The following is a 26,128-nucleotide window of genomic DNA, read 5'->3' as shown; positions in this document are numbered from 1 at the left end:
ATTTTTTTATTTTATTGGATTAATGCTTTTTCTTGAATTAATCTTTTTTACTTGAACAAAAAAGCTTGCCAACCCGTTTGTTAAGAATATATAGGAGGTTGTTTTTATGGATAAGAAACTTTTTATGAATCATGTTTCTACTTTATTCTTTCGTACTTCATCGAAGGAAATAAAACCGGGGACTCGATTTAAACAATTACGGGAATGGAATATTTTGTTGGCAGTATCTTTTGTAGAAATGGTAAAAGAAGAATATCAGGTAGAATTGAATAAAAAGGACTTTTTATATAATGATACGATAGAAGATTTGTATCGCTGTGTATGCAACAGGCAATAAAAAATTGCTGAGAATTTTATTCGAAATAAAATGATATTCTTCAGATTTTGAACCGTTTGAAAAGAAAGAATGGTCGATTATTTCAGATTAAAAAAATGTGAAAAATTCGAAGGCCATTTGTATTGGACAGAACAATCAAGATTATTTTCATAAAAAATTAAATATGCTCTGAATAATGAAAAAAGAAGTAAGTTTGGTATTTCGGGGGTTGACATTGCACTCGCCTTTAATTTCGGTTGTTTTGGTTACCCGGCAACATGCAGATACTTTACGGCTTCGACTGGATGGCATATTGAATCAGTGTACTACTTTTGATACGGAAGTCGTGATAGTGGATCGGGGATCGAATGATGAGACAGGAGATATTTGTCAGGAGTATAAGGCTCTGTATCCTGATAAGGTGCGGTTTTATACACGTGTTCCGGGAGATTTTCCTGAAAAAAGCCGAATTATACGGCTGAGAGGTGATCTTGGTATAATATGCCGGGATGAGGAGCTCTGGAGTGATATTTTCAAGTTGCAGCGTCAGGGCTCTTTTTTGATGACTCATCCAGAGTATGATCTGTGTTTTCACAATGTGCGGGGTAGTAATATGCAGTATATGCGTTCCCGTGATTATTCTCCCGGGGAAATTACTTCAGGGAGGTTATTCAGGTATTATTCGCCTTTGTTTCGTTTATCAGGACGTCACTCAGCACATCATTTTTCATTGTATGAGAAAATTGGCGGGGATATTTTTACCCGATATTCATTTCGGGGGAAAATACGTTGTCTCGGTAATATTTATTCCGAAATGTTAGATAATACAAGTCGGAAAGCGAATTTACCTTTTCTTAAAAATAATTTTAGCTGGTAAGATGTGATATGAGCTTTGAACTATTTTCTAAAAAAAATGTTTTTTAGAACGTCTTCGACAAATGTTTTGTATGAAGAGATTGGGTGAAATCTGATACCCGATTTTAGGTAAAAGCAATCTTGAGTTTTGTCAGATTGAGGTTCGATATGAGAATCGATAAAATAGAATAATAATATGTGCGGAATTGCAGGTGTAGTAGGAGAAGTTCCTAATATGAAGTCGTTACTAAAAAAGATGTCGCAAGTGCAGCTTCATCGAGGTCCGGATAATATGGGGTCATGGATATCTTGGGTAGTTGATTCTGAAATAGGAATGATTCATAACCGGTTGGCGGTAAAACAGATAAAAGGCGTTTCGGAACAGCCTTATATGGATGAGGATACCGGACTTATTCTGGTTTGCGATGGTAATATATATAATCATGTCGAACTGAGAAAATTATTGAGCCGTTATTATACATTTCATTCCGATACGGAGGAAGAGGTTATCTTGAAGGCTTATCATCGTTGGGGGAGATCATGTCTCGATCGTTTTAACGGAATTTTTGCTATTGTGATATATGATCGGTCGGCAAAAACTCTTTTTATGGCGCGAGATCGGTTTGGAGTAAAACCTCTTTATTTTTCTTTACAGAAAGGGAATTTATATTTTGCTTCTGAGATAAAAGCCCTATTTGCTGCCGGTATTCGCAAACAGATGTCATCCTGTCGCTGGGCTGGATATTTGGTTTATTCTACGTATGGAATGCCTTATGAAACATTTTGGGATGAAGTGTATCAGCTTCCGGCTGGATATTGCTTGTTTTTTAATTCTTCATCTTTGGATGTACGGCAATGGTATGAATTCGATAAAGCAGTACAGTCTGTCGAAATTCCTGACTCGGAGACAGAAGCAGCAGAACGTTTTTTATCATTGGCAGAGGAGAGCGTCCGCTATAATTTAGATGCGGCTGTTCCGGTCGGATTCAATCTGTCCGGAGGAATCGATTCCTCATTTTTGTTAGGTCTTATACATCGGTTATTTCCTCATGATCCGTTTAAAGTATATTCTTATTATGGCGGAGATAAATTTTCAGATGAAATTTTATGGACAGAGGAAATGCTTTCACATACAGAATATCATTTGGAACAGGTACAACTTACTCCTGATATAGTGGTGAAAGAAGCTGTAAAAATCGCCCGAGTACAGGAGGAACCTTATGACGGATTTTCATCATTGGCTTATGCTCGTTTATTTAGGACTGCTCATCGTCAGGGGACTACTGTCTTGTGTGACGGACTCGGCCTTGATGAGGTTTGGGCAAGTTATCCGAGAAAAGGGGATATGGACCAATCCGCAATTTGTTCTTGCTTGAAGTCCGATTTTAAAGAATTGGCGCATTTACCTGAATATCCGCATCCTTTTCGGGATGAAGAAGATAATCTGAGATATAGAGATTTGTTTTATGAACGTATTCCGCATATTCTTCGGTTTAATGATCGGGTGAGTATGATGCATTCTACCGAACTCCGGAAACCGTTTTTAGACCATCGTTTGATTGAATATGCTTTTGCTTTACCGCATTATATGAAAGAACGTTCTTGTCAGGATAAGTGGATGATTCGCCAGATAGCCTCTCGGTTACTCCCGAAAAATGTTCGTTTGGCACCGAAAGGAGAAGCTGGACGTTCTTCTCGATTATGGCTATCGAATGAACTGCAAAATTGGGTAGGAGAATCTATTGACGGTTTGAGAGAAAGTGTTGCGTCTGACTGGATTGACGGGGAACAACTAAACCGACAATGGAACAGTTTTTTGGAAAAAGGAACAACAGCCCCTCAACATTTATGGAAATGGATCAATTTGCATATTATGTTGAATAAGGTCGTTTAGTGCATTTAGATAGGTTTTTAATTTATAAAGTTTCTCATTTAGTGTCTGATTGTTATCCCATCGGCATATATTTGGGCAAGGCGGTAATGGCGATGTGTATGGTTTACAGAAGTTTCAATCACCACCCTGCCAAATGTATCTTGTGCGTAGGAGCCGGAAATGCTTTGTTGATGTCGCTCAAATCTTCTTCCGTCAGAGAAATATCAAGGCTTCGGGCATTGTCCTCCACATGGGCTATGCTGCTTGCCTTGGGTATAGCGATAACATTTTGAGTACGCATCACCCATGCCAGCATGATTTGCGTGGGAGTGGCATCGTGCCTGCGGGCTATCTCTATCAATGTCTTATGGTTACGCAACCGTCCTTCGCCCAAAGGCGTATAGGCCATGATGGGAATATGATGCTGTTCGCTCCACGGGATAAGATCATATTCGATACCTCGGTCTTTCAGGTTGTAGAGCACCTGATTGGCGGCGCAGTCCTTACCGTGTGGCAAGGTAATGATGCGTTCCATATCATCCACGTCCAGATTGCTCATGCCCCATTGCCTGATTTTTCCCTCCTGCTGCAATTCCACCAAAGCACGGACAGTCTCGGAGAACGGGTAACGACCTATCCAATGCAGCAGATAGAGGTCGATATAGTCTGTGCCGAGCCGTTGCAGACTCCGTTCGCAGGCACGTTTGGTTCCTTCATAACTTGCATTGCTGGGCAGCACTTTACTGACGATAAAAGCTTTATCGCGACAATCGCACACGGCTTCGCCCACAAGGTCTTCCGTACCGTACATCTCGGCAGTGTCTATCAGTGTCAACCCTAAGTTGATTCCCCTGCGCAAGGCTTGTATCTCCTCGCTGCGCCTGCGCCCCATCTGGTAGGTGCCTTGCCCGAGCGGGCAGACCTGCTGCCCGTTTCGGAAAGTGATGTGTTTGTCCATACTGCCCATTATTTCAGATTTTCGCGATAGAACGCCACTATCCGGTCGAACGGTATCTTATCGAAGTTGTCGTATAGGTCGGTGTGGCTGGCTCCGGGGACTATCAACAGTTCCTTGTTGCCGCCTGCCAGTTTCTTGTAGGTGTCCTCGCTGAAGTAGCGCGAATGGGCGTTTTCACCGTGGACAAGCAGCACAGCACTACGGATTTCACTTGCGTAGGACAGAATCGGCATGTTCAGAAACGAGAGTGTCGAAGTCTTGTTCCAGCCGCCGTTGGAGTTGAGCGAACGCTTGTGGTAGCCACGTTCCGTTTTATAGTAGGCGAAGTAGTCTTTCAGGAATTGTGGAGCATCGGCAGGCACTACATCGGGCAGACCTCCGGCAAGCTCATACGAGCCGTTGCGGTAATCCGTTGTACGTTGGGTATTCAACTGGCGGCGTAGTTCGTGGCGTGCGTCGGCATTGTCGTCGGCATCGAAATAGCCGTTAGCGTTGACTCGGCTCATGTCGTACATGGTAGCGGCGACGGTGGCTTTGATGCGGGTATCGATGGCTGCGGCATTGACAGCCATGCCTCCCCATCCGCAGATGCCGAGGATGCCTATCTGTTCCGGGTTCACATCGTCACGGGTGGCGAGGTAGTCCACCGCTGCCGAGAAGTCCTCAGTGTTGATGTCGGGCGATGCCACATAGCGGGGCTGTCCGCCGCTCTCGCCGGTGAACGACGGATCGAAAGCTATCGTGAGGAAACCGCGCTTTGCGAGTTCCTGCGCATACAGCCCGGATGCCTGCTCCTTGACAGCCCCGAACGGACCACAGACGGCTATGGCAGACAGTTTGCCTGTTGCCTCTTTGGGGATATACAAGTCGGCGGCAAGCGTGATGCCGTAACGGTTGTGGAACGTGATTTTGGAGTGGCTCACTTCGTCACTTTGCGGGAACACCTTGTCCCACTCCTGCGTTAAATTCAATTTTTCTTCTATCATGTTATTCGTATTAAGTTGATTTTCCTGTGCCGTGAGGCCGCTTGTGCCGCAGAGGCAGGCGAGCAGGGCCGTGCAGATTGATTTCATTGCAGTTGTTTTCATTTTCTATATCATTTTACATTGTCAATACCAGTCATTTTTCTCGTTCCGGTCGAGCGCGTCAATGCGTGCCATTTCCTCCGGGATCAGCTCGAAGTCAAATACGGAGATGTTCTCTTTCTGGTGGCCGGGATTGCTCGAACCGGGGATGACTGCCACACCGTGCTGTAAGTCCCAGCGCAGGATGACCTGTGTAGGAGATTTGCCGTGTGCCTCGGCTATCTTTTTAAGGGTTTCGTTGCTGAACATTGCCTTTGTATAGCCTCTGTCGCCGAATGGATACCACCCTTCGATGACGATGCCATTGCGGTGCATGTATTTCCTGACCTCTTTTTCCTGATAGTAGGGATGTATCTCGTTTTGCGTCATTACGGGCTTGATGCTCACTTTCGGCAGGAATTCCGTCATCTCCTCGATATAATAGTTGGACACGCCGAGCGAGCGTATCTTGCCTGCGGCCATGGCACGCTCCATTACTTTGTAGGCTTCCACGTCGTTACGGCCCGGATGGTGAAGCAGCATCAAGTCCACATAGCCTATGTCGAGTCTTGCAAGGGAGGCTTCGATGGCTTCCTCTGCGTGGCCGAACTCGTTGGGATAGAGTTTGGTACAGATGAAGAACTCCTCACGTGGCACTCCCGAACGGAGTATGGCTTCGCCTACTTCTTCCTCGTTTCCGTAGAAAGTAGCGGTATCGAACTTGCGGTAGCCTAATTTGATGGCAGAGAGTATGACGTTGATGCACTCGTCTCCGTGCAGGCTGTACGTTCCCAATCCGAGCATAGGCATGGCATATCCGTTGCTAAGCGTGATGACGGGTGGCTTGTCGTTCTCGCCTTGGGGTCAAATCGAACAAACTTCATCACTTTCCACCGTGTCGTTTTCGTTCTCGCCGTTGTTGTTGGCAGTCTCATTTTTTGCCGTCGGCTGATGCGTCCCGTTCGTGCCGCAAGCGTTCGCTGAAAACGCCAGACAACACAACATCGTGAATAATAACAGTTTTCGCTTCATAATATCCTAATCGTTTGATTTCTTGTCACGATGCGAAGGTAAAGCAAAAGCCTCACAGCGGGGTTGCTGTGAGGCTCAAATAGTATTGCTGAAAAGGTCAAATATAAGACGAATATAGTTGCATCTTGAATTTTACTCGTATTTGTCCTGAATGAAGTGCGTCCGCATCCTCGGCTCAGGCGGTATAGGTGCAGCCCGCTTGGTTCGGGCTGCCGTTAATCAACAATACTTTCATGCGTTCCTCCTTTTTAGATGTTTTTTCCCAAATTGTATGCTTTCTCCAACGAGGGATGTCCGGCAATGTCGCCTGCCTGCTCCGCGCCTTTTACAAATGCTTCTATAAGTCCCACCGTATTGCCTTTCGGTCTGGGACTGCCGTTCAATATGACAATTTTCTTTCCCATAGCTCCTATTATTTTTGAATGGTGTTTGAGTTCTGATTATACGCTTTCGCCACACACCGCCACTTGCCGTCCATCTTCATCAGCAGCAAGTAGTCGGTGAAGCCGATGCGGCCTCCCCATTTCTCTTCCAACACGCGGACCACGGCCAGGGTCTCTTCCACGTCCACCACGTCGATGCGTGCCTTGAAGTCATCGCCTGCTCCTACGGTGTCCACATTCTTATAAAACTGCTCGATGCTGTCATGCTCCAACTGTCCGTCTAAATAGCCAAACAGGACGGCTTCGTCAGTGAACAACTCGCGGGCGTGTTTGCTATTGCCTTCAGCCACGCTTTTCACAAATTTCATGGCAGCGGCTTCCACAGCCTTGTACTCTTCGATATTCGCTCTCATGATGCTAATGTTTAATTGATTATCTTGTTTTGATGATGCAAAGGTAGGCGATGCTTCCTGCTTCCGCAAGTACCGAAAAATTATTCATATACTGAAAAATTATTCGGTATATCCCCGTTCCGGCATATTATCATTACCTTTGCAGACATAACATTCAATAGCGATAGAACCATGTACGAAAGAAAGATACCCGTCGATTTGGGTTGCCCTTTGCGGCTGACCATGAGCCTGATTGATTCCAAGTGGAAGTCGTGCATCTTGGACGAACTGCGCCACCGCGCCCTGCGCCCCAGCGAACTGCACAAGATATTCCCCGAAGCCACGCCCCGCGTGCTCGACTTGCAACTGAAGGAGCTGGTGGAGGACGGACTGGTGTCGAAGACTATCTTCCCCGAGCTGCCTCCGCGCTCGGAGTATTCCATCACGCCATTAGGCATGACGCTAATTCCTATCATCGACGCCATGATTGACTGGGGAAACCGCAATACGGGACTGTTCGAGAAAAAGTACGGTGGATGAATGTCCGTTTTAACTGACAACAACCGAAGGGACAGAGACAAAGAGCTCTTCAGATTTTGTTACCCTTCCAGTATCAGTTCATAGTCCGCCACATCGAGTTACTGCCCGAACTTCAGTCCGACTTTCTTGAAGCGGGACACCTGGACACCTGCCTGAAGCCTAAACTTTCATGTAGGGCGTTGCTTGCCGCATTTCCCTCCGTGATGCAGGCTATCAGCACTTTCAGCCCCATTTCCTTGCATTCGGCGATGAGCCGCCGCATAAGGTCAGCCTTGATGTCCCGTCCGGTGATGTCGGACGACAGATAGACAGTGGTCTCCGCCGTGTAGCGGTAGGCCGACCGTTCTTTCCATGCATGGGCGTAGCAATATCCTTTCACCGCACCGTCCTCCACCCAGATAAGGTACGGGAAACCCGCCGAAATCCCGGCGATCCGCGATGTCATTTCCTCCACCGTGACTGGCTCTTCCTCGAACGTGATGTTGCTGCCGGTCACATAGCCGTTGTATATTGACGCGATGGCTGTCGCGTCATCTGTCCGTACTTGTCTTATCATATTCAACCGTTTTGACAACGAACTAATTCAGCTACAAGGCCGCCACAGCCGTCGGCGCAATGCCGTACTGCTTCTTGAACGCCGCCGAGAAATGCGATTGGTTTCTGAATCCCACTTTGGTGTAGACATCTACAACCTTGTTTCCTCCCTCTTTCATCAAGTTGTAGGCGACCTCCAGTCGCTTGCGTATAAGCCACTTTTCGGGTGTCAGATCGCTTATCTTTTTAAAATCGCGCTTGAACGTGGCAAGGCTTCTTCCAGTATAGTGCGCCAAATCTTCCATCGTGAACTCGTACATATAATTCTTGTTCAGGAAGTCCAAGATGTCGATTTTCCACGGCTCGTTGAAATCGAACAGCGTAGGCGCAAACCGTTTGTCAATATGAAGTAAGGCAAGCAACCCTTCTTGCAGTTTCAAGTGCATGAAATCGTCCTGCGGCTTAACCTCTGGGTCGAAAAACGGTGTCAGCGAGGCGAAAAGGCTGGTTATTTCCGCTGTCTTGGGCAACTTAATGACCCCCGATTTGAGTTTGGGCGTATTGGCCGGAATCTTGTACTGTTCGAGTTTCGTGTACATCTCCCGCAAAAAATTACGGGTAAAGTTCAGGAAAATACCGCAATAGCGTTCCCCATTCAGAGGCTTTTTATACATGGTGATATGGTGGTCGCGTGGAATAAAGACACATTCTCCCTTTCCGACATGGATTTGTTCCTTACCATTGTCCAGTATCATTTCACCCGAATACACGTAATTCATCGCATACTCCCGCGAGCGATGGATGCAACCGCTGGTGTCATCGTAAAAGAAACTGTAGAACACATCCTCATAATTGAATATGAGTTTCATCGGACCGATATTTTCTTCTATCTGTTTCTGTTTCATATTCGTACATTCTTTCTCTTGCTGCAAAGGTATAAAATTAAGCCCACATCTTTATTGTTCTACGGCTCATTTATTTTGTATAAGAGGTATAGAAATGTATAGATATTAAAATGGTACTAAATTACATATTATGTTGAATAAGGTTGTTTAGTGCATTTAGATAGGTTTTTAATTTATAAAGTTCCTTATATTAATGTCTGATTGTATCTGGTATTTTTTGTTTGGTTTATGGATATAGTTTTCGATAGGCCTTTATACGCTGTTGGATGTTTTTAGCAAGGCATTCGCTGTAAAGCCATGGTTCTGCGCCATGAAAGTCTCCGGTGTTGATGATCCCGAGAATAGGAGTATATTCGCTGCCGCTATAACCGGATAGGACAAGAACATTGTGTTCTGGAGATAAGGTGACGGTAATAGTATCATGAAGAATTGCCGGAGTAGCATCGGTTTTCCAGTTGACCGGATTTATGCACATAGCGGACGGAACACTTATTACAGGCTTTATATATTTTATATCAGAAACTGAGTTATAACAGATTGTAACACCGAGGTCGAGAGAATCTTTTGCAGCTCGGAGGTTCTTACATTCTGTCGTGTCTTGGGGAGTGACTTTGTAGCCGAGAACATAGGCGGCAACCATCCGTTTCTTGATATCATCGGGCATCGTTTTTATGAGTTCGACAACCGATTTTCCTCCCTGACTGAACCCGGCTAAGATGAACGGGCGATTATTATTATTTGTGTTGATGAAATATCGAAATGCTTTTTGGACATCGTTGAATGAAACCGTATGATAGCGCCGATTGATGGTGTCTTCATTGCATGTAGCCCAAGAGTTAAGAGTAATGTGCCGGTAATATGGAGCATAAAAGTTATTTTTCTGTCCCATATATTGGGCTATTTGGGAGATTTCGATAGCCATATCATCTCGGTGATCTTTAATATTGACCGGATCGGCATAGTGGCATATTTGTCCGTCATTGGTGTACCAGTCAAATTCCCATGTTGAAACTATATAGAATATATCTGCACCGGAATCATCCGTATCATTGAGGTTTATGTACCACATCTTGCTGTCTGTATAATCCGGTTCAGAAAGAATATAGGCATTTTCGATATTAGAATGACGAGAGTTGCAAGCACTCCATATCATCATTAATAAAATTGTATATATGATTTTATACATAAAGACTCTTTTATACACAGTTTATATTACATTAGATTATGTTTGCTCTATAAAATAAGGGCTCTTGAAAGATTTGTTTATTTAATTTTGAGGATACGTAGATATTTGTTAAAGTAAAATTTTCAATAGACAAAGGTATTATAATTTTTTATAAGAAAAAAGAGTTGATATTTTGATTATTGTTGCATACTTTCCCACAAACATTTTCTCTTTTTCGCTTCGGCTTTTTATATAGTTTTGCTTTTATCACTATCTTTGTGACTGAGACCAGTCTGAATTTTGCACGAATCAGGCTTGGGAATTTCTTTTGAGGATATTGGGGAGTTTTTGTGGGGATAATAGCCAGATAAATGAAAACGGGAAAACAGTTCGGAAGATAACATAAAAATGACCTGACAGGATTTCTTTATTGGAAAATTTAGACAGGTTTTAAAACAGAAGAAGATTTATGAAATTTACGGAGCAAGAAATACAGGGAGTATTTGTGATCGAGCCTCAAAAATTCGGAGATGCTCGGGGTTATTTTATGGAAACTTATCGGAAAGAAATATTTGATCGTTATGTCGGAGAGATAAATTTCGTGCAAGATAACCAGTCTCATTCTACGTATGGAGTGTTGAGGGGATTACACTATCAAAAAGGTAACTATTCGCAAGCAAAACTGGTAAGAGTTTTGAATGGTCGGGTACTCGATGTCGCGGTCGATTTGCGAAAAACCTCTCCTACTTTCGGAAAATATGTAATGGTAGAACTATCGGAAGAAAATAATAAACAATTGTTTATCCCTCGTGGATTTGCTCACGGTTTTTTGGTATTGAGCGATACTGCGACGTTTGCCTATAAAGTCGATAATGTATATGCGCCTGATCAGGAAGCAACATTAATGTATGATGATCCTTCAGTCGGTATAAAATGGCCGTTGGCAGCGGAGAAATTACTACTTTCTGCTAAAGATTTGAACGGGAAATATTTGGCTGATGCCGACTGCTTTGAATAGAACAGAGGATTTGTTTGTTTTGCGAAAATAAGAAACAGGGTGTAAATTTACACCCTGTTTCTTATTTTGGAAATGTCATTATCATTTAGCTTCCCAGCCTAATGCGCTGGCACCTAATACTGCAGCATCGCTCTCTTTCAATTCGGAGAACATGATTTTCACCTTACCTTTATAAATATTTAGCGTGTTGCGATCCATAGCTTCTTTGATCGGTTTCAAAATGAGATCGCCGGCTTTAGCCAAACCTCCGAACAATATGATTGCTTTCGGACTTGAGAATGCAATGAAGTTGGCAAAAGCTTCCCCTAATATTTTGCCTGTATAATCGAAGATTTCCAAAGCCAACTTGTCTCCGGTAATGGCAGCATCATATACGTCTTTAGAAGTAATATCTTGGATAGGAATTTGGCGCAGACTGCTTGGGTCGTTGCGAACTTCAAGAAATTCCCTTGCCGTGCGTGCAACACCGGTAGCTGAAGTATAAGCTTCAAGACAGCCCGTACGGCCGCAACCGCAGAGTCTTCCGTTATTCGGACGAACGATTACGTGTCCTAATTCTCCGGCAAATCCGTCGTGCCCATATACTAATTGTCCGTTAACAACGATACCGCTACCTACTCCTGTACCTAAAGTGATCATGATAAAATCTTTCAAACCTCGGGCTGCTCCATAAGTCATTTCTCCGATAGCTGCCGCATTAGCGTCATTTGTCAAAGAAACTGGAATACCGAAGCGATCAGTCAACATTTGGGCTAAAGGAATAACTCCTCTCCAAGGTAGATTCGGCGCAAATTCGATTGTTCCGTTAAAATAGTTACCGTTCGGAGCACCTACTCCGATTCCCATGATCTTGTCCGTCGCATTGTTTTGTTCCAACAAACGGAAAAGCTCAGTATGAAGTTCGTTGACGTAATCTTCTACTTCATTAAATTTATTTGTTTTAATAGAACCGCTTGCAATAATGGTTCCGCGGGCATCTACAATGCCGAATACGGTGTTGGTTCCACCAATGTCAATACCAACTACATAGGGTTTACTCATGGTCATATTGTGTGTTAAATGTTATATGATTATTTCACAAAGGTAATCGAAACTTTTTATTTTCCTTTTTTTACTGATAAAAATGCGTCAAAAAAGAGTGAAATTTTCTTTATCCTCTATTGATGTTTCAGAAAAGTGATAATCTGATTATAATTATAAAATGATTAATTTGCTATGTGGAGATAGCAATTTTGATATTAATGATTGGCAGATCAAAAAAATATAGTATCTTTGCTCCCCGAAAATGGCACAAAAATAGGTAAAATGTGCATTTTCGAAATTCAATTAATGAGAACAAATTATGAGTAATAATTTATTGAAAGGAAAAAGAGGTATCATTTTTGGTGCTTTGAATGAAATGTCTATCGCATGGAAAGTTGCCGAGAGGGCTGTTGAAGAAGGTGCGGTTATTACGTTGACCAATACTCCGGTTGCAGTGCGTATGGGACAAGTTTCTGAATTAGGAGAGAAACTTAATGCCGAGATTATTCCGGCAGATGCTACCAATGTTGAAGATCTCGAAATGGTATTTGCCAAATCAATGGAAATTTTGGGTGGAAAGATCGATTTTGTTTTACATTCGATCGGTATGTCGCCCAATGTTCGGAAAAAACGTCCTTATGATGATCTTGATTATGATCTTCTGAACAAAACTCTCGATATTTCGGCTATCTCGTTTCATAAGATGATACAGGTGGCTAAAAAGATGGATGCTATTGCAGAGAATGGTTCTATATTGGCATTGAGCTATGTTGCTGCACAACGTACTCTTTTCGGTTACAATGATATGGCCGATGCCAAAGCATTGCTTGAGTCTATAGCTCGCAGTTTTGGTTATATTTATGGACGTGAAAAGGGGGTACGTATCAATACTATTTCTCAATCTCCGACTATGACTACTGCCGGTAGCGGTGTGAAAGGAATGGAGTCGCTGATGGATTTTGCTAATCGTATGTCGCCTCTGGGAAATGCAAGTGCTGAGGAATGTGCCGATTATTGTATCGTGATGTTCTCGGATCTTACTCGTAAAGTGACTATGCAAAATTTGTATCATGACGGCGGATTCTCCAGTATGGGAATGAGTTTGCGTGCGATGACACAATACAATAAAAGTTTTGACGAATATAGAAATGAGAACGGAGATATTTGTTATGGATAATTTCCGTATTCTTGAGTAAGGATAATAATGAACAAGGAAAAGTAAATAAAAGAAACTTTTCCTTGTTTGTTTTTATATTGTCGGAGTCTAAAACTTTAAAGTAATATCAACACCAAAGGTTATCGGACGTCCTAATTGCATAAATCCGTTGTTCTCTTTTAGATTTTCTGCATTCATTGTTTCGAAATAAAAAGCCTGGTAGCGCTTATTCAAGAGATTTTTTCCCCATATACTTAGATCGATGTTATTTTTTTGGAATGTCAAATCTCCGTTTAATAATCCGTAGAAATTTTGTGCTACATCATTAGATTCTGTCCAAAAAGTTTTTCCTCGTCCTGCGTATTCGGCATTGATAAAAATATAGTCGAGCCAGTTTTTCTTTATTTCTATAGTATAATTTCCCGCAAGGGCTAAAGTATGTTTAGGAGCAAACGGAACGTAATTCCCTTTGTTACCATCTTCATTTGAAATAAATGTAGCATGGGTATATCCGTAAGCTGCCGTAAGTTGGAGATTATTTACAGGTGACAGGCGGACAGAAATTTCAGAGCCTTTACTGGCAGAATGTCCGGAGTTTTTTGTCGTACGTCCGAATCCATCTACGATAGAAATTTGCTGATTCCGACAGTCTATATAAAATACGGAAAAATCGATACCCAATCTTCTGTTCCATAAATCGGCACGGCCTCCGATTTCATAGTTCCAGCTGTGTTCGGGTTTGTAACGGATTGAATTATTGACATCGGTCTGATTGTTTGTCAGATGACTTAAATCGGGTAACATCGGTTTAAACCTCTGTGGGACTTTATTGAGGATTTCTGTAATCATTTTACTTCGGAGTTGTTCCTGAACGATATTAGAGAACATTTGAAAGTTGTATCCTCCTGAGCGGTATCCTCGAGCGACGGAAGCATATATAAAATATCGGGAATTGAATTTGTATTTTAATTCAAATTTCGGTAAAAGTTCCCATGTATTCATTTTGTCCTTTCCGTCGACAGATAAAGGTACGGATACAGGAATCGAAATTGCTCTTCCTCCCATTGAGGGGGGAAGGATAATATTGAAGTCTGATATAAACGGTTCATCGATAAATGTATGGTGGTTTATTTTCGTGTGTTCATAGTCGAGTCTCAATCCGATTGTCCCGGAAAGGTTTTTTATAAATAAGTTGTTGTATGTCATCTGTTTAAAAACAGCAAGCCCGAATGTCGGAGTTTTATATATTCCGTTTATATATAAATTGGGACTTTGTACTTTTAAACCTAATTGAACGGGTAGCCCGTTGATGTTTTCGAATATTGAATTTACATTATCCTCGATCATGTATTTTAATCCGTCTTCTTTAAAATTTACCGGTCCGTCGGTTCGTAAGTGGGAGTAAAATCCGAAAACTCCGGCAACCCATTGCAAATTTTTGTCGGTTGTCGATTTAAAAGTTATTTCCTGAGTAATGGCGTCCTGTTTTTGTTTTTGTTGTAAGGTGAAAACAGATAAAGGGGTGAAATCCTGATCCATGTGCATATTGTCTTTCAGGAACTGATATCCGGTAATCGAGTTCATAATGTACCGGTCATGTATATATTGTAATAAAATACTGCTGGTCGATAATTTCCGGTCATAGGAAGAGCGGTCGTTATAATTGATCGGATATCGGATGTCTTTTTTTTTGTCGAACATTTGGTAAGGATAACCATCCTGATCGTTATATTCAAAATCGGAAGTAAGATTTATTTTCAGACGGGGATTGATTTTTATGTAGATTTGAGCTCGTCCTCCAGCAACTTCTGTTGATCCCGAATTTTTTCCCGTTGCGATATTTTTAAAATATCCATCGTTTTTCCGGTATTTTCCGCTGACGGAGAACGCTACATATTCATTTATTTTATGACTATGGGAGAGGGCTGCATTCCATGTATTATAGTTACCGTATCCGGCTTTTATCTTCGTTCCTTGGTAATCAAAAGGAGATTTTGTGTATATATTGATTAATCCTGCCATAGTATTTCGTCCATATAAAGTACCTTGCGGACCACGCAGAATCTCTATTTTTTCAATATCCATAAAATCGAAATCGAACGAACTTTTGTCCAGATACGGAACATTATCGACATTTAATCCTACTGCCGGAGAATTGATTCGTGAACCGATCCCTCGTATATATATTGATGAAATCAGCTTAGAGCCGTAATCCGGAATATATAGATTAGGGGCTATTGACGAAAGACCTTTTAATGACATGATATGCTGTCGCTCCAGTTTTTTTTCTCCGATAATCGATATAGAACCGGGAAATTCAAAGAACCGAGTTTCTGATTTGGGAGATGATATCACCTCTATTTCGTTCAGATTCACGTTCTTGTAAATCGTACTATCCCGGTCAGATTGTTCTTTATCTATTCTGGCAAGAACCGGAAGTACCTCGGTTGCGATTAATAGAAGCAGTAGTAATTTTTTCATCCTTTTTACCTTATTTTTTGAACATACAAATTAAAGCCATAATGGTGGAGGAGGCAATCACTATATGTAGTGATTTTTAAGAAATAAAAAATTGCCGAATTCTGTATTTTGTGTAATTTTACCGAATCGAAGAGATTTTTTGTTTTTCATCATATTTATAGTAGTTGAAATTGTTTATCCGCCTGTTTGCTAATTTGCCGGTCATATATTATGCAACAATACAATGAAGACACTATCGTAGAGCAATTGCAAGATCCTCTTAAATGCAGAGAGGCGTTTGCGCAGGTTGTCGCTCATTATAGCGAGCCGTTATATTGGCAGATACGTAAAATGGTATTTTCTCATGACGATGCTGACGACCTGTTACAAAATACCTTTCTTAAAGCATGGAACAGTATTGCTTATTTTCGAGCCGAAGCCCGTTTATCTACTTGGTTGTATCGCATTGCAGTCAATGAGACGATTACATTTTTAAATAAGCAACGTCAACAGAATCATGTCCCGTTAGAAGGAGAAGACTTGTTCTTGCTTGATAAACTGGAGGCGGATGAATGGTTTGACGGGAATAGATTACAAAAACGTTTGCAGGAAGCCATATTGAAACTTCCCGAAAAACAACGTCTTGTTTTTAATATGCGTTATTTTGACGATATGAAATACGAAGAGATGTCTCACATTTTGGGGACATCGGTAGGAGCATTGAAAGCTTCGTATCATCATGCGGTTCGTAAAATCGAAGAATATTTAACATCAGATGATTAAACCTTATTGTCCGATTATAGTCTAAAAGGCAAAGATATTATGGAAAAAGATAAAGACATATTAAAGCAGGTGGGGCGTGATACAGGCATGAGAGTTCCCGATGGGTATTTTGAAAGTTTTACGTCTCGAATGGTAAGTCAATTGGACAATTTTGAGGTTGTCGAACCTGAAAAGCCGACTGTATGGCAACGTGTCAGACCTTGGTTATATATGGCGGCAATGTTTGCCGGAATAGCTTTGATGGTGCGTTTGTTCGTTCCGGAAAAAAGATCTTCCTCTGTTGTGGCGGAAACGGAAGTTTCAATAACAAATGAGAATGTAGAAGACTATTTATTTTACAGTAATGTAGATGAATATTCGGTATATGAGTATTTGGCGTTAGGAGAATAAGAGATCTGATACTTATTGTATATAAAGAGATGAAAAGAATAATTACTGCATTTTTATTTTTCGTTTTGATTTTGCCTGTATGCAAAGCGCAAGGCACTTCTCCGGAAGATCGTTACAAGAGTTTTCAAACTTATAAAAAAGAGTATCTGAAAAAGCAAATCGGTCTTACAGATAAGGAGGCTGCACATTTTTTTCCGTTGTATGATGAAATGCAGTTGAAAAAATATCGGTTGAATCGCCAAGTGCGCAGCGAGGCGAGGCGTATTGCACATTCGAAAACTCCTGTTTCGGAAAAAGAATATGCAGCATCAGCAGAAGCTCTCTCTCTATTACCGCTTAAAGAAGCTCAGATAGAACGTGAGTATTTTATTCGTTTCAGAGGAATTCTCTCCCCGAGAAAGCTTTTTCTGTACCGTCGTGCTGAAAATTCTTTTGCAAAAGCTATGTTGCAGCATAGAGATCAAGGAAAGCAAAAGAAATAACATCTTAAAGCCGGTTTGAATTTTCCGATAAAATTATATATTCTGATTTTTGAAACTGTTTTCCTATTTTACACATCACGTAGCTCGTTATCTTCTTCGTCAGAACAGAAAAATACTTCAAAAATAGTTCTCGAAAAATGTCCGTACAAAATTTGTACAAGTTCTTAAGATTCATGAAATCCGTTTATTAATTATTATAAGTTGAGTAGTCCGATGCTCTTACTATGTTTAATATAATTGGAAAAATTTATTGCTCGATAAAATGTACAGTTTTTTTATAAAGCTGTATATATCTCTGATTTATTTTGTACATTTGCCTTTCAATATAAGGCAAACCGTTCGAAGAAAAGGTATTAAGTAACATATAAATAAAAAAGATATGAAAAAAAACTGGGTGTTAGTTGTGGCCGTAGCTGTAGCCATAGGCTTTGTTTCTTGTAAAGCTAAAGAAAGTTCATATAAAGCGGCATACGAAAAAGCGCAGGAAAAGCCTGTTGCAGAGCAGACTTTAGCTCCGGAACCTGTCGTGACCAAGCCGGCCTCATCTTCAGATACAAGTTCTTCTCCGGTAAGGGTAAGTACAGAGAAAATTACAACGGTAAATGCCGGGGATGCTTCTAAACTGAAAATGTTCAATGTTGTTGTCGGAAGTTTTACTATCAAAACCAATGCCTCTAATTTGCAGGAGTCTTTAGTCGCAGACGGATATAATGCTTTTTTAGCACAGAATGCAAAAGGTATGTATCGTGTTATAGTCGGCAGTTTCGATGACAGACCTTCTGCTACCGAGTTGCGTGAAAGTGTGAAAGCGAAGTATCCGAATCGGTTCTCGGACGCTTGGTTGCTGATTAACGAATAAAATAAAGAAATATATTATAATAGAAAAGAAAGTGTTCTCATTGCAAGAATACTTTCTTTTTTTTGTACAATAATATATAGCCATTCTATTTTATGGGGTATATGATTGGTTTTATTGAGTTTGATTCTTAATAATTCGCATTATCTGTTCTGTTGTATTGGCAATATTGCAAAGAGTAAAGTCTTTCTGCATGGCTTGTTCCAAAGTGACGGGATATGGGAGTATAGAGAATGTCGCAAGAAATCCGGCATCTATGAGTTCTTTCGTATTTTCTACACAGCCGCCTAAAGCGATGACGGGAATGTGGTGTTTTCGGGCGGCAGCGAGAATGCCCGAAGCTGTTTTCCCCATAATGGTTTGTCGGTCGAGCTTTCCTTCTCCGGTAATGATCAAATCTGCTTCGACAATGAGTTTGTCAAAACCGATTATTTCGAGTACCGTTTCTATTCCCGGTTTTAACTGGGCGTGAAAAAATGCAAGACATGCTGCTCCCATTCCTCCTGCAGCTCCTGCCCCCGAAACTTTACTGATATTTATGCCTTTCTCTTGTTTGATTATATGGGAGAAATTTCTTAGCCCTTTGTCAAGAAAACGTACTTGTTCACGGTCGGCTCCTTTTTGAGGAGCATATACATAGGCCGCACCGTTAGGACCGAAAAGCGGACTGTTTACATCGCATATTATTGTGAACCGGCAATCTTTCAGTTCCGGTAATACTCCAGACTCATCGATGGAGGCGATCCGGGTTAATATTTTTCCTCCATATCCTAAGATTGTGCCGTTTTCATCTCTGAACCGGATTCCGAGAGCTTGCAACATTCCTGTGCCGGCATCATTAGTCGCACTTCCGCCTATGCCGAGTAGGATATTCCGACATCCTCGCCGGATAGCATTTTTGATCAGTTCTCCTGTCCCGAATGTCGTTGCCTCCATCGGGTTACGTTTTTCTTTAGGTATCAGTGCTAGACCGTTGGCTGCTGCTGTTTCTATAACGGCTGTTTTCCCATCTTCTGATAAGATGTAGCCGGCATTGATCGTTTCCATTTGGGAATTATGTGCGGAACATATTATTTGTTTTCCTTTTAATTGTTGCAGTAATGTTTCGTACAATCCCTCTCCACCGTCAGAAACGGTTAGGCAGATAACTTCACATTCCGGAAATACACGGAGTATTCCCTCTCTTGCGCTTTGGGCAACGTCGGCAGAAGATACCGAACCTTTGAAAGAGTCGGATGCTATGACTATTTTTTTCATAAAGATGTATTTGGCTTACAGATTGGGTGAAAAAGTACAGTCTTTATTTCGAAAAAACAAATTATTTAAAATTTTTCCTCGAATATTTGTTTTTTCAAATTCATTCTATACATTTGCACTCAACAAACAGAGTGAAATGTAAAGATGAATACGATTTTAGTAAATACATATTGGTGGCAATTCTTACAACTCCCGTAGTCGTGAGAAGCAACCTTATGTAATTAAAAATATATACCGTATAAAGAGGTTTGCCAACACGGCAAACCTCTTTTTTTATATCCCGAAAACAGATAGTGAAAACGAAAAAATAAGACAATATGAAAGATTATCAAGTAAATGATGACGGTTATTATGGAGAATTTGGAGGGGCGTACGTTCCTGAAATTCTTTATGGATGTGTAGAGGAGTTAAGGAAGAACTATCTTCCCATTATTCAAAGCGAGTCATTCAAAAACGAGTTTGACGGTTTGTTGCGTGACTATGTCGGTCGTCCCTCACCTCTTTATCTTGCCCCTCGGCTATCCGAGCGGTATGGTTGTCGCATCTATCTTAAACGAGAAGATCTTAACCATACCGGAGCACATAAGATCAATAATACTATAGGACAGATCTTGATTGCCAAACGAATGGGTAAGAGACGTATTATTGCCGAGACCGGAGCGGGACAACACGGTGTCGCAACGGCTACGGTTTGTGCTCTTATGAATATGGAGTGTGTTGTTTATATGGGAAAAACCGATGTCGAGCGGCAGCATATTAATGTACAGAAAATGGAAATGCTCGGTGCTACGGTTTACCCGGTGACATCAGGCAATATGACGCTAAAAGATGCTACGAATGAGGCGATACGAGACTGGTGCTGTCATCCTTCGGATACCTATTATATAATCGGATCTACAGTAGGACCGCATCCTTATCCCGATATGGTAGCCCGCTTGCAGTCGGTGATTAGTGAGGAGATACGGAAACAACTCTCTTTGCAAGAAGGACGGGATTATCCTGATTACCTTATTGCCTGTGTCGGTGGCGGCAGTAATGCTGCCGGAACGATTTATCATTATGTTAATGACGATCGGGTAAAAATAGTTCTTGCGGAGGCCGGAGGAAAGGGTATCGATACCGGTATGTCCGCAGCTACTATACAACTTGGCAAAATCGGGATTATTCATGGCAGCAAGACTCTTGTTATGCAGAGCCAGGACGGGCAAATTGAAGAACCTTATTCTATTTCTGCCGGACTCGATTATCCCGGTATAGGGCCTATCCATGCAAACTTGGCGACAAATAAACGTGCAACGGTTTTAGCTATAAATGATGATGAGGCATTAAACGCCGCATTTGAGTTGACAAGACTTGAAGGCATTATTCCGGCACTTGAATCGGCACATGCTTTGGGAGCTCTCGGAAAACTTCGTTTCCGTCCTGAGGATGTGGTTGTGCTTACCGTTTCGGGCAGAGGGGATAAAGATATGGAAACTTATATTCGTGAAATGAAAAATAAATGAAAAGTCAGATGAAAACATTCGATTATACAACACGAAGTAAAAAAGTATTAGGAGATCTGCATACGCCTGTAAGTATCTATCTTAAAGTTCGTGATATTTATCCTCAGTCGGCACTTATGGAAAGTTCCGACTATCATGCAGGGGAAAACAGCCTTTCGTTTATAGCTCTCTGTCCGTTGGCGAGTATCGGGGTAAACAGCGGAGTCTGTACAATGACATTTCCCGATGGATGCAGAGAAAAGAGGATGATCGATGAATCATTTACCGTAGAAAAGGCTATAAACGATTTTATCTCCCGATTCAGAGTATCCGGTGACGAGAGCCGGGTATGTGGGTTATATGGTTACACGACATTCAACGCTGTGAAATATTTCGAGAATATTCCCGTAAAAGAGAGCCATGATGAATGCAATGATGCTCCGGATCTGCTTTATATTCTTTATAAACAGGTGATTGTATTTAACCATTTTAAAAATGAATTGACTTTGGTTGAGATGCTTTCTGAAGGAGAGGGCACTACTCTTAACGAACTGGAGTCGGTTATCGAAAATAGAAATTTCGCTTCATATAATTTTTTTCTTACCGCGCCTGTATATAGCACTGTTACCGATGAACAACACAAGGCTAACGTGCGTAAAGGTATAGAGCATTGTTTGCGTGGCGATGTTTTTCAAATTGTTCTTTCCCGTCGTTTTATCCAGCCTTTTTCGGGTGATGACTTTAAGGTGTATAGAGCGTTGCGTTCTATCAATCCGTCTCCTTATTTGTTTTATTTCGATTTCGGAGGGTATCGTATATTCGGGTCTTCACCCGAAACGCATTGCAGGATAGAAAACGGTAAGGCGTACATAGATCCTATTGCCGGAACGACCCGACGTACAGGAGATATTTGCAAAGACAGGGAGCTTACCGAAACGCTTCTTGCCGATCCGAAAGAGAATGCCGAACATGTGATGCTGGTCGATCTGGCAAGAAATGATCTCAGCCGGAATTGTCATGATGTGAATGTTCTGTTTTATAAAGAACCTCAGTATTATAGTCATGTGATACATCTCGTTTCTCGAGTGTGCGGACAACTTGATTCGGAAGCTAATCCGGTCGGGACGTTTATCGATACTTTTCCGGCGGGAACTCTTTCCGGTGCTCCTAAAGTACGGGCCATGCAACTGATTTCTGAGATAGAGCCTCATAACCGAGGTGCTTATGGCGGTTGTATCGGGTTTATCGGATTCAACGGAGATCTTAATCAAGCGATAACGATACGTACTTTTGTAAGTCGTAACCATGAATTGTGGTATCAGGCAGGAGGCGGAATTGTAGCGCACAGCAAAGAAGAGAATGAATTGCAAGAAGTGAATAATAAGTTGGGAGCTTTGAAAAAAGCCATCGATATGGCAGTAACTTTGAAAAATTAGAAGATATGGAAAAGATATTGATATTTGATAATTATGACTCGTTTACCTACAATTTATTGCATCTGGTGCACGAGTTAGGAGAGACCGATGTCGAGGTGTGTCGGAATGATAAAATTACGCTTGACGAAATAGAACGTTTCGATAAAATTATACTTTCGCCCGGTCCTGGCGTTCCGGAAGAAGCGGGGTTATTGTTGCCATTGATACGACGTTATGCTCCTACGAAGAGTATTTTAGGAGTTTGTCTCGGTCATCAGGCTATTGGTGAGGCTTTCGGCGCAGTATTGGAAAATCTGAAGGAGGTATATCATGGGGTGCAGACTTCTGTGGAAATTATTACGGACGACTCGCTTTTTACGGGATTGCCCCGAGAAATACAAGTAGGTCGTTATCATTCTTGGGTGGTCAGTCCTGATGGATTTCCGGCAGAGCTCGAGATCACGGCGAGAGATGCTTCCGGACAGATCATGGCGCTTCGACACAGAAAATATGATGTACGTGGCATACAGTTTCATCCCGAATCGGTATTAACACCTGAAGGGCATACGATTATTCGCAATTTTCTTTATCATTAAAATAAAAACGGAAATGAAGCAAATTCTATATAAGTTGTTCGAACATCGGTATCTTGGGAGAACCGAAGCTCGGGATATACTTCAAAATATCGTACAGGGTAAGTACAATGATGCGCAGATAGCCTCTTTAATTACAGTATTCTTAATGCGGAACATCTCAGTCGAGGAACTGACAGGATTTCGGGATGCTTTACTCGAAATGCGTATTCCGGTCGATCTTTCCGAATATGCTCCTATCGATATAGTCGGTACTGGAGGTGACGGAAAAAATACGTTCAATATTTCTACTGCGGCATGTTTTGTCGTAGCAGGAGCAGGTTATCCCGTTGTGAAACATGGAAACTACGGAGCTACTTCGGTAAGCGGGGCAAGTAATGTTATGGAGCAGCACGGTGTACAATTTACTTCTGATATGAGTCGTCTTCGTAAGAGTATGGATATGTGTAATATTGCCTATTTGCATGCACCTCTTTTCAATTCGGCCATGAAAGCCGTTGCTCCTGTTCGTAAAGCTTTGGGGGTACGTACGTTTTTCAATATGCTCGGTCCGCTGGTCAATCCGGCCTTGCCGAAATATCAGTTGCTCGGAGTTTATAATTTGCCGCTATTGCGTCTTTACAATTATGTCTTTCAGGAGAGCGATACTCGTTTTGCCGTAGTGCATGGTCTCGATGGATACGATGAAATTTCATTAACGGGAGAGTTTAAGGTTGCGACTTCTACTACTGAGACGATCTATACTCCTGAAAGTATAGGTTTTAACCGTTATTGTGAGCAAGATCTCGATGGGGGAAAATCTCCGGATGAAGCTGCTCGTATATTTGATCGTGTATTGCAAGGTGAAGCTACACCGGCGCAAACCGACTGTGTGATTGCTAATGCAGCGTTTGCTATTCGGGTAATTGAGCCGGAAAAATCTCTGGCAGACTGTATCGCCTTAGCTCGTGAATCTATGGAAAGTGGAAGAGCATTAAAGACATTGAAAATGTTTGTCGAACTTAATTCTTGATTCGAAGATGAATATTCTGGATAAAATAGTTGCAGATAAACGAATCGAAGTGCAGCGACATAAAGAAGCCTATACTGTGGATATGCTTTTAGGAAGCGAACAAATGATGCGCAGTACTGTTTCCCTGAGCCGTGCATTGTCAGAATCTTCTTCAGGTATAATAGCTGAGTTTAAACGTCGTTCTCCTTCAAAAGGGTGGATACATCGGGATGCCGATGTCGAAAGAGTTGTGCTTGATTATCAACGGGGTGGAGCATCTGCATCTTCTATATTGACTGATTATACTTATTTTGGTGGAACGGTTGCCGATTTGTGTAAAGTCCGGAAAAGCATTGATATACCTCTTTTACGTAAAGAGTTTGTAATCGATGAATACCAGATTTATCAAGCAAAAGCGATAGGTGCGGATGCCGTGTTGCTCATCGCTGCAGTACTCGATCGGAAGACTTGTCGTCGTTTTACCGATTTGGCTCACAGCCTCGGAATGGAAGTATTGCTCGAGTTGCATGAAGAAAAAGAACTCGACTATTTGGATACCGGAGCTGATATGATAGGAGTTAACAATCGTGATTTGACGACCTTTGAAACTCGAGTGGAACACTCGTTCGATATGGTTAGGTATTTGCCTTCGGATAAAATCTGCATATCGGAAAGCGGGATTTCTTCCCCCGATACGGTTAGAGCTTTGCGTCGGGTGGGATTCAGAGGATTTTTAATGGGAGAGAATTTTATGAAAGAGGTTCGACCCGGTGCAGCTTTGAGCTGGTTTGTGAAGCAGTTAAACGGTGGAGAAGATGTTGGTTAAAGTATGCGGTATGCGTGATGGGGAGAATATTCGGTTGGTGGAGAATCTGTCGGTTGATCTCATAGGTTTTATTTTTTATCCCCGTTCTCCTCGTTATGTAAATTCCTTGCCTAAGTACCTGCCGCGATCTGCAGGACGAGTAGGGGTTTTTGTAAATGAAAAGCTGGGCGTGATCGAAGATGCGGTAATCCGATACGGACTTACACATGTGCAGTTGCATGGGAGTGAAATCCCTTCTGTGTGCGTGGCATTGAGGCAACAAGGAATACAGGTGATTAAAGCCTTTTCTGTATCTGTTCCAGATGATTTGATGGCTGTCGGGAGATATGACGGGTGTTGTGATTTTTTCTTGTTCGATACTTCTACGTCCGGTTATGGCGGTTCAGGATGTTCATTCGATTGGGGTATATTGCAACATTATACAGGGAACATTCCTTTTTTGATAGCAGGAGGTATAGGAGAGAATGATGTGGAGAGAGTTTTGAATTTTAAGCATCCACAATTTGCAGGGGTGGATTTGAACAGTTGTTTTGAAATTTCTCCCGGAATAAAAGATATAGAAAAATTAAACCGATTTATAACAAAATTAAAGAGATGAATCGAATACAACAATTGTTTGGCCGTAAAGAAAAAAATATTCTTTCGGTCTATTTTACAGCCGGATATCCGGCGTTTGATATTACTCGTGAGATTATTGGAGAATTACAACGTCAGGGAATCGATATGGTAGAAATAGGAATCCCTTTTTCAGATCCTATGGCCGATGGAATCGTGATTCAGAATGCGGCTGCAAAGGCTTTGCAGAACGGTATGTCATTGAGTAAACTCTTCGGGCAGCTTCGAAATATCCGTTCCGAAGTAGATATTCCGTTAATCTTGATGGGGTATCTTAACCCTATAATGCAATATGGTTTTGAGAACTTTTGCCGAAGTTGTCATGAAGTAGGAGTAGATGGAGTAATAATCCCGGACTTGCCGTTCAAAGATTATCTTGAAGAGTATAAGCCCGTAGCAGATCGTTATGATCTGAATGTAATAATGCTTATTACCCCTGAAACTTCCGAAGAACGTATCCGATTTATCGACCGGAATACAGAAGGATTTATCTATATGGTATCTTCTGCGGCGACGACCGGTGCGCAGCAGTCGTTCGATGAAGTTAAGCAGGAATATTTCCGTCGTATAGCTGCGATGAATCTTCGTAATCCCCGCCTGATAGGATTCGGTATATCTAACCGGGAAACATTCGATTCAGCTTGTCGGAATGCTTCCGGTGCGATTATCGGTAGTCAGTTTGTTAAGTTGCTTGCACAGGGGTCTCCTGCAAAAGCCGTTTCTCGATTATTGGAGATGATTGGGAAAAAGTAGGTTGAGAAT

At 41.8% G+C, this 26,128-nt stretch carries 27 protein-coding genes and 1 pseudogene; 17 read left to right on the top strand and 11 right to left on the bottom strand.

Annotated features, from left to right (window positions below; translation table 11 throughout):
- Positions 1-106 precede the first annotated feature (106 nt).
- The 3 genes from QUE35_RS06425 (at position 107) to asnB (ending at position 3,065) form a co-directional block, all read left to right on the top strand.
- On the top strand, positions 107-337 hold the full coding sequence (locus QUE35_RS06425; RefSeq protein ID WP_022600456.1) for an acyl carrier protein: 231 nt from the start codon (positions 107-109) through the stop codon (positions 335-337).
- A gap of 175 nt (positions 338-512) precedes the next feature.
- The gene (locus tag QUE35_RS06420; RefSeq protein WP_122329713.1) at positions 513-1,193 is read left to right on the top strand and encodes a glycosyltransferase family 2 protein; all 681 of its coding nucleotides are present in this window, start codon (positions 513-515) and stop codon (positions 1,191-1,193) included.
- Between the two features lie 174 nt (positions 1,194-1,367).
- A complete protein-coding gene (gene asnB, locus QUE35_RS06415) occupies positions 1,368-3,065 on the top strand; it encodes an asparagine synthase (glutamine-hydrolyzing) (protein ID WP_022600460.1) in 1,698 nt (565 codons plus the stop codon).
- Positions 3,066-3,183: 118 nt separating this feature from the next.
- Here asnB and QUE35_RS06410 read toward each other — a convergent pair whose 3' ends face one another.
- The 5 genes from QUE35_RS06410 to QUE35_RS06390 all read right to left on the bottom strand — a co-directional run bounded on the left by QUE35_RS06410 (position 3,184) and on the right by QUE35_RS06390 (position 6,894).
- Positions 3,184-4,002 (bottom strand): aldo/keto reductase, encoded by an 819-nt coding sequence (locus tag QUE35_RS06410; RefSeq protein WP_284697449.1) that lies wholly within the window; start codon positions 4,000-4,002, stop codon positions 3,184-3,186.
- Positions 4,003-4,010: 8 nt separating this feature from the next.
- On the bottom strand, positions 4,011-5,090 hold the full coding sequence (locus QUE35_RS06405; protein ID WP_022600464.1) for an alpha/beta hydrolase: 1,080 nt from the start codon (positions 5,088-5,090) through the stop codon (positions 4,011-4,013).
- 21 nt (positions 5,091-5,111) lie between these two features.
- Positions 5,112-5,870 (bottom strand): aldo/keto reductase, encoded by a 759-nt coding sequence (locus QUE35_RS06400; protein WP_244925452.1) that lies wholly within the window; start codon positions 5,868-5,870, stop codon positions 5,112-5,114.
- A gap of 476 nt (positions 5,871-6,346) precedes the next feature.
- On the bottom strand, positions 6,347-6,502 hold the full coding sequence (locus tag QUE35_RS06395; protein WP_022600469.1) for a hypothetical protein: 156 nt from the start codon (positions 6,500-6,502) through the stop codon (positions 6,347-6,349).
- 8 nt (positions 6,503-6,510) lie between these two features.
- Complete coding sequence (locus QUE35_RS06390) at positions 6,511-6,894, bottom strand: nuclear transport factor 2 family protein (protein WP_031258286.1); 384 nt, start codon at positions 6,892-6,894, stop codon at positions 6,511-6,513.
- Between the two features lie 171 nt (positions 6,895-7,065).
- On the opposite strand from QUE35_RS06390, the gene QUE35_RS06385 reads away from it, so the two are divergent.
- On the top strand, positions 7,066-7,413 hold the full coding sequence (locus QUE35_RS06385) for a winged helix-turn-helix transcriptional regulator (protein ID WP_022600473.1): 348 nt from the start codon (positions 7,066-7,068) through the stop codon (positions 7,411-7,413).
- A 98-nt stretch (positions 7,414-7,511) separates the two neighbouring features.
- Here the strand turns inward: QUE35_RS06385 and QUE35_RS06380 are convergent.
- From QUE35_RS06380 to QUE35_RS06370, 3 genes and pseudogenes are all read right to left on the bottom strand, one after another.
- Positions 7,512-7,969: pseudogene (locus tag QUE35_RS06380) on the bottom strand (GNAT family N-acetyltransferase).
- Between the two features lie 31 nt (positions 7,970-8,000).
- Entirely contained in the window at positions 8,001-8,816 is an 816-nt protein-coding gene (locus QUE35_RS06375; protein WP_031258290.1) for an AraC family transcriptional regulator, read from the bottom strand.
- Positions 8,817-9,078: 262 nt separating this feature from the next.
- On the bottom strand, positions 9,079-10,038 hold the full coding sequence (locus QUE35_RS06370) for a DUF3089 domain-containing protein (protein ID WP_031258292.1): 960 nt from the start codon (positions 10,036-10,038) through the stop codon (positions 9,079-9,081).
- Positions 10,039-10,486: 448 nt separating this feature from the next.
- On the opposite strand from QUE35_RS06370, the gene rfbC reads away from it, so the two are divergent.
- A complete protein-coding gene (gene rfbC / locus QUE35_RS06365) occupies positions 10,487-11,035 on the top strand; it encodes a dTDP-4-dehydrorhamnose 3,5-epimerase (RefSeq protein WP_022600480.1) in 549 nt (182 codons plus the stop codon).
- Between the two features lie 81 nt (positions 11,036-11,116).
- Here the strand turns inward: rfbC and QUE35_RS06360 are convergent, their stop codons facing one another.
- Complete coding sequence (locus QUE35_RS06360; RefSeq protein WP_031258294.1) at positions 11,117-12,076, bottom strand: ROK family protein; 960 nt, start codon at positions 12,074-12,076, stop codon at positions 11,117-11,119.
- Between the two features lie 301 nt (positions 12,077-12,377).
- On the opposite strand from QUE35_RS06360, the gene QUE35_RS06355 reads away from it, so the two are divergent.
- Positions 12,378-13,235 carry an enoyl-ACP reductase FabI gene (locus QUE35_RS06355; RefSeq protein WP_009318687.1) on the top strand — a complete coding sequence of 286 codons (858 nt, stop codon included), beginning with the start codon at positions 12,378-12,380 and terminating at the stop codon, positions 13,233-13,235.
- A gap of 87 nt (positions 13,236-13,322) precedes the next feature.
- Here QUE35_RS06355 and QUE35_RS06350 read toward each other — a convergent pair whose 3' ends face one another.
- Positions 13,323-15,695 carry a TonB-dependent receptor gene (locus tag QUE35_RS06350; RefSeq protein ID WP_022600482.1) on the bottom strand — a complete coding sequence of 791 codons (2,373 nt, stop codon included), beginning with the start codon at positions 15,693-15,695 and terminating at the stop codon, positions 13,323-13,325.
- Positions 15,696-15,905: 210 nt separating this feature from the next.
- Between QUE35_RS06350 and QUE35_RS06345 the strand changes: the two genes are divergently transcribed.
- The 4 genes from QUE35_RS06345 (at position 15,906) to QUE35_RS06330 (ending at position 18,188) form a co-directional block, all read left to right on the top strand.
- Positions 15,906-16,457, top strand: a complete 552-nt coding sequence (locus tag QUE35_RS06345) for an RNA polymerase sigma factor (protein ID WP_009318689.1) — start codon at positions 15,906-15,908, stop codon at positions 16,455-16,457.
- Positions 16,458-16,496: 39 nt separating this feature from the next.
- Positions 16,497-16,847, top strand: a complete 351-nt coding sequence (locus QUE35_RS06340; protein WP_022390330.1) for a hypothetical protein — start codon at positions 16,497-16,499, stop codon at positions 16,845-16,847.
- Positions 16,848-16,876: 29 nt separating this feature from the next.
- Positions 16,877-17,329, top strand: coding sequence for a hypothetical protein (locus QUE35_RS06335; RefSeq protein ID WP_022390329.1), 453 nt, complete (start codon positions 16,877-16,879; stop codon positions 17,327-17,329).
- Positions 17,330-17,708: 379 nt separating this feature from the next.
- Positions 17,709-18,188, top strand: a complete 480-nt coding sequence (locus QUE35_RS06330; protein ID WP_009318692.1) for an SPOR domain-containing protein — start codon at positions 17,709-17,711, stop codon at positions 18,186-18,188.
- Between the two features lie 111 nt (positions 18,189-18,299).
- Here QUE35_RS06330 and QUE35_RS06325 read toward each other — a convergent pair whose 3' ends face one another.
- On the bottom strand, positions 18,300-19,442 hold the full coding sequence (locus QUE35_RS06325) for a glycerate kinase family protein (protein ID WP_022600485.1): 1,143 nt from the start codon (positions 19,440-19,442) through the stop codon (positions 18,300-18,302).
- Between the two features lie 317 nt (positions 19,443-19,759).
- On the opposite strand from QUE35_RS06325, the gene trpB reads away from it, so the two are divergent.
- The 7 genes from trpB to trpA are packed head-to-tail and all read left to right on the top strand — an operon-like array spanning position 19,760 to position 26,119.
- Positions 19,760-20,947: a tryptophan synthase subunit beta gene (trpB, locus tag QUE35_RS06320; RefSeq protein WP_009318694.1), complete on the top strand. Its 1,188-nt coding sequence runs from the start codon at positions 19,760-19,762 to the stop codon at positions 20,945-20,947.
- 8 nt (positions 20,948-20,955) lie between these two features.
- Positions 20,956-22,362, top strand: a complete 1,407-nt coding sequence (locus QUE35_RS06315) for an anthranilate synthase component I family protein (protein ID WP_022390327.1) — start codon at positions 20,956-20,958, stop codon at positions 22,360-22,362.
- Between the two features lie 5 nt (positions 22,363-22,367).
- Entirely contained in the window at positions 22,368-22,937 is a 570-nt protein-coding gene (locus QUE35_RS06310; RefSeq protein WP_022390326.1) for an anthranilate synthase component II, read from the top strand.
- A 13-nt stretch (positions 22,938-22,950) separates the two neighbouring features.
- Complete coding sequence (trpD, locus tag QUE35_RS06305) at positions 22,951-23,946, top strand: anthranilate phosphoribosyltransferase (protein ID WP_022600492.1); 996 nt, start codon at positions 22,951-22,953, stop codon at positions 23,944-23,946.
- 7 nt (positions 23,947-23,953) lie between these two features.
- Positions 23,954-24,751, top strand: coding sequence for an indole-3-glycerol phosphate synthase TrpC (trpC, locus tag QUE35_RS06300; RefSeq protein WP_022390324.1), 798 nt, complete (start codon positions 23,954-23,956; stop codon positions 24,749-24,751).
- Positions 24,741-25,349 (top strand): phosphoribosylanthranilate isomerase, encoded by a 609-nt coding sequence (locus tag QUE35_RS06295; RefSeq protein WP_022600494.1) that lies wholly within the window; start codon positions 24,741-24,743, stop codon positions 25,347-25,349. Before trpC ends, QUE35_RS06295 begins: the two co-directional genes overlap by 11 nt.
- On the top strand, positions 25,346-26,119 hold the full coding sequence (trpA, locus tag QUE35_RS06290) for a tryptophan synthase subunit alpha (RefSeq protein WP_022600495.1): 774 nt from the start codon (positions 25,346-25,348) through the stop codon (positions 26,117-26,119). The genes QUE35_RS06295 and trpA overlap by 4 nt, the downstream gene beginning before the upstream one ends.
- The last annotated feature ends 9 nt before the right edge of the window (positions 26,120-26,128 follow it).

Origin of the sequence: Coprobacter fastidiosus (genome assembly GCF_030296935.1) — a bacterium.
Taxonomy (GTDB): domain Bacteria; phylum Bacteroidota; class Bacteroidia; order Bacteroidales; family Coprobacteraceae; genus Coprobacter; species Coprobacter fastidiosus.
Note: the sequence above shows the minus strand (reverse complement) of the source record. Positions and strands in the feature narration are given on the sequence as shown.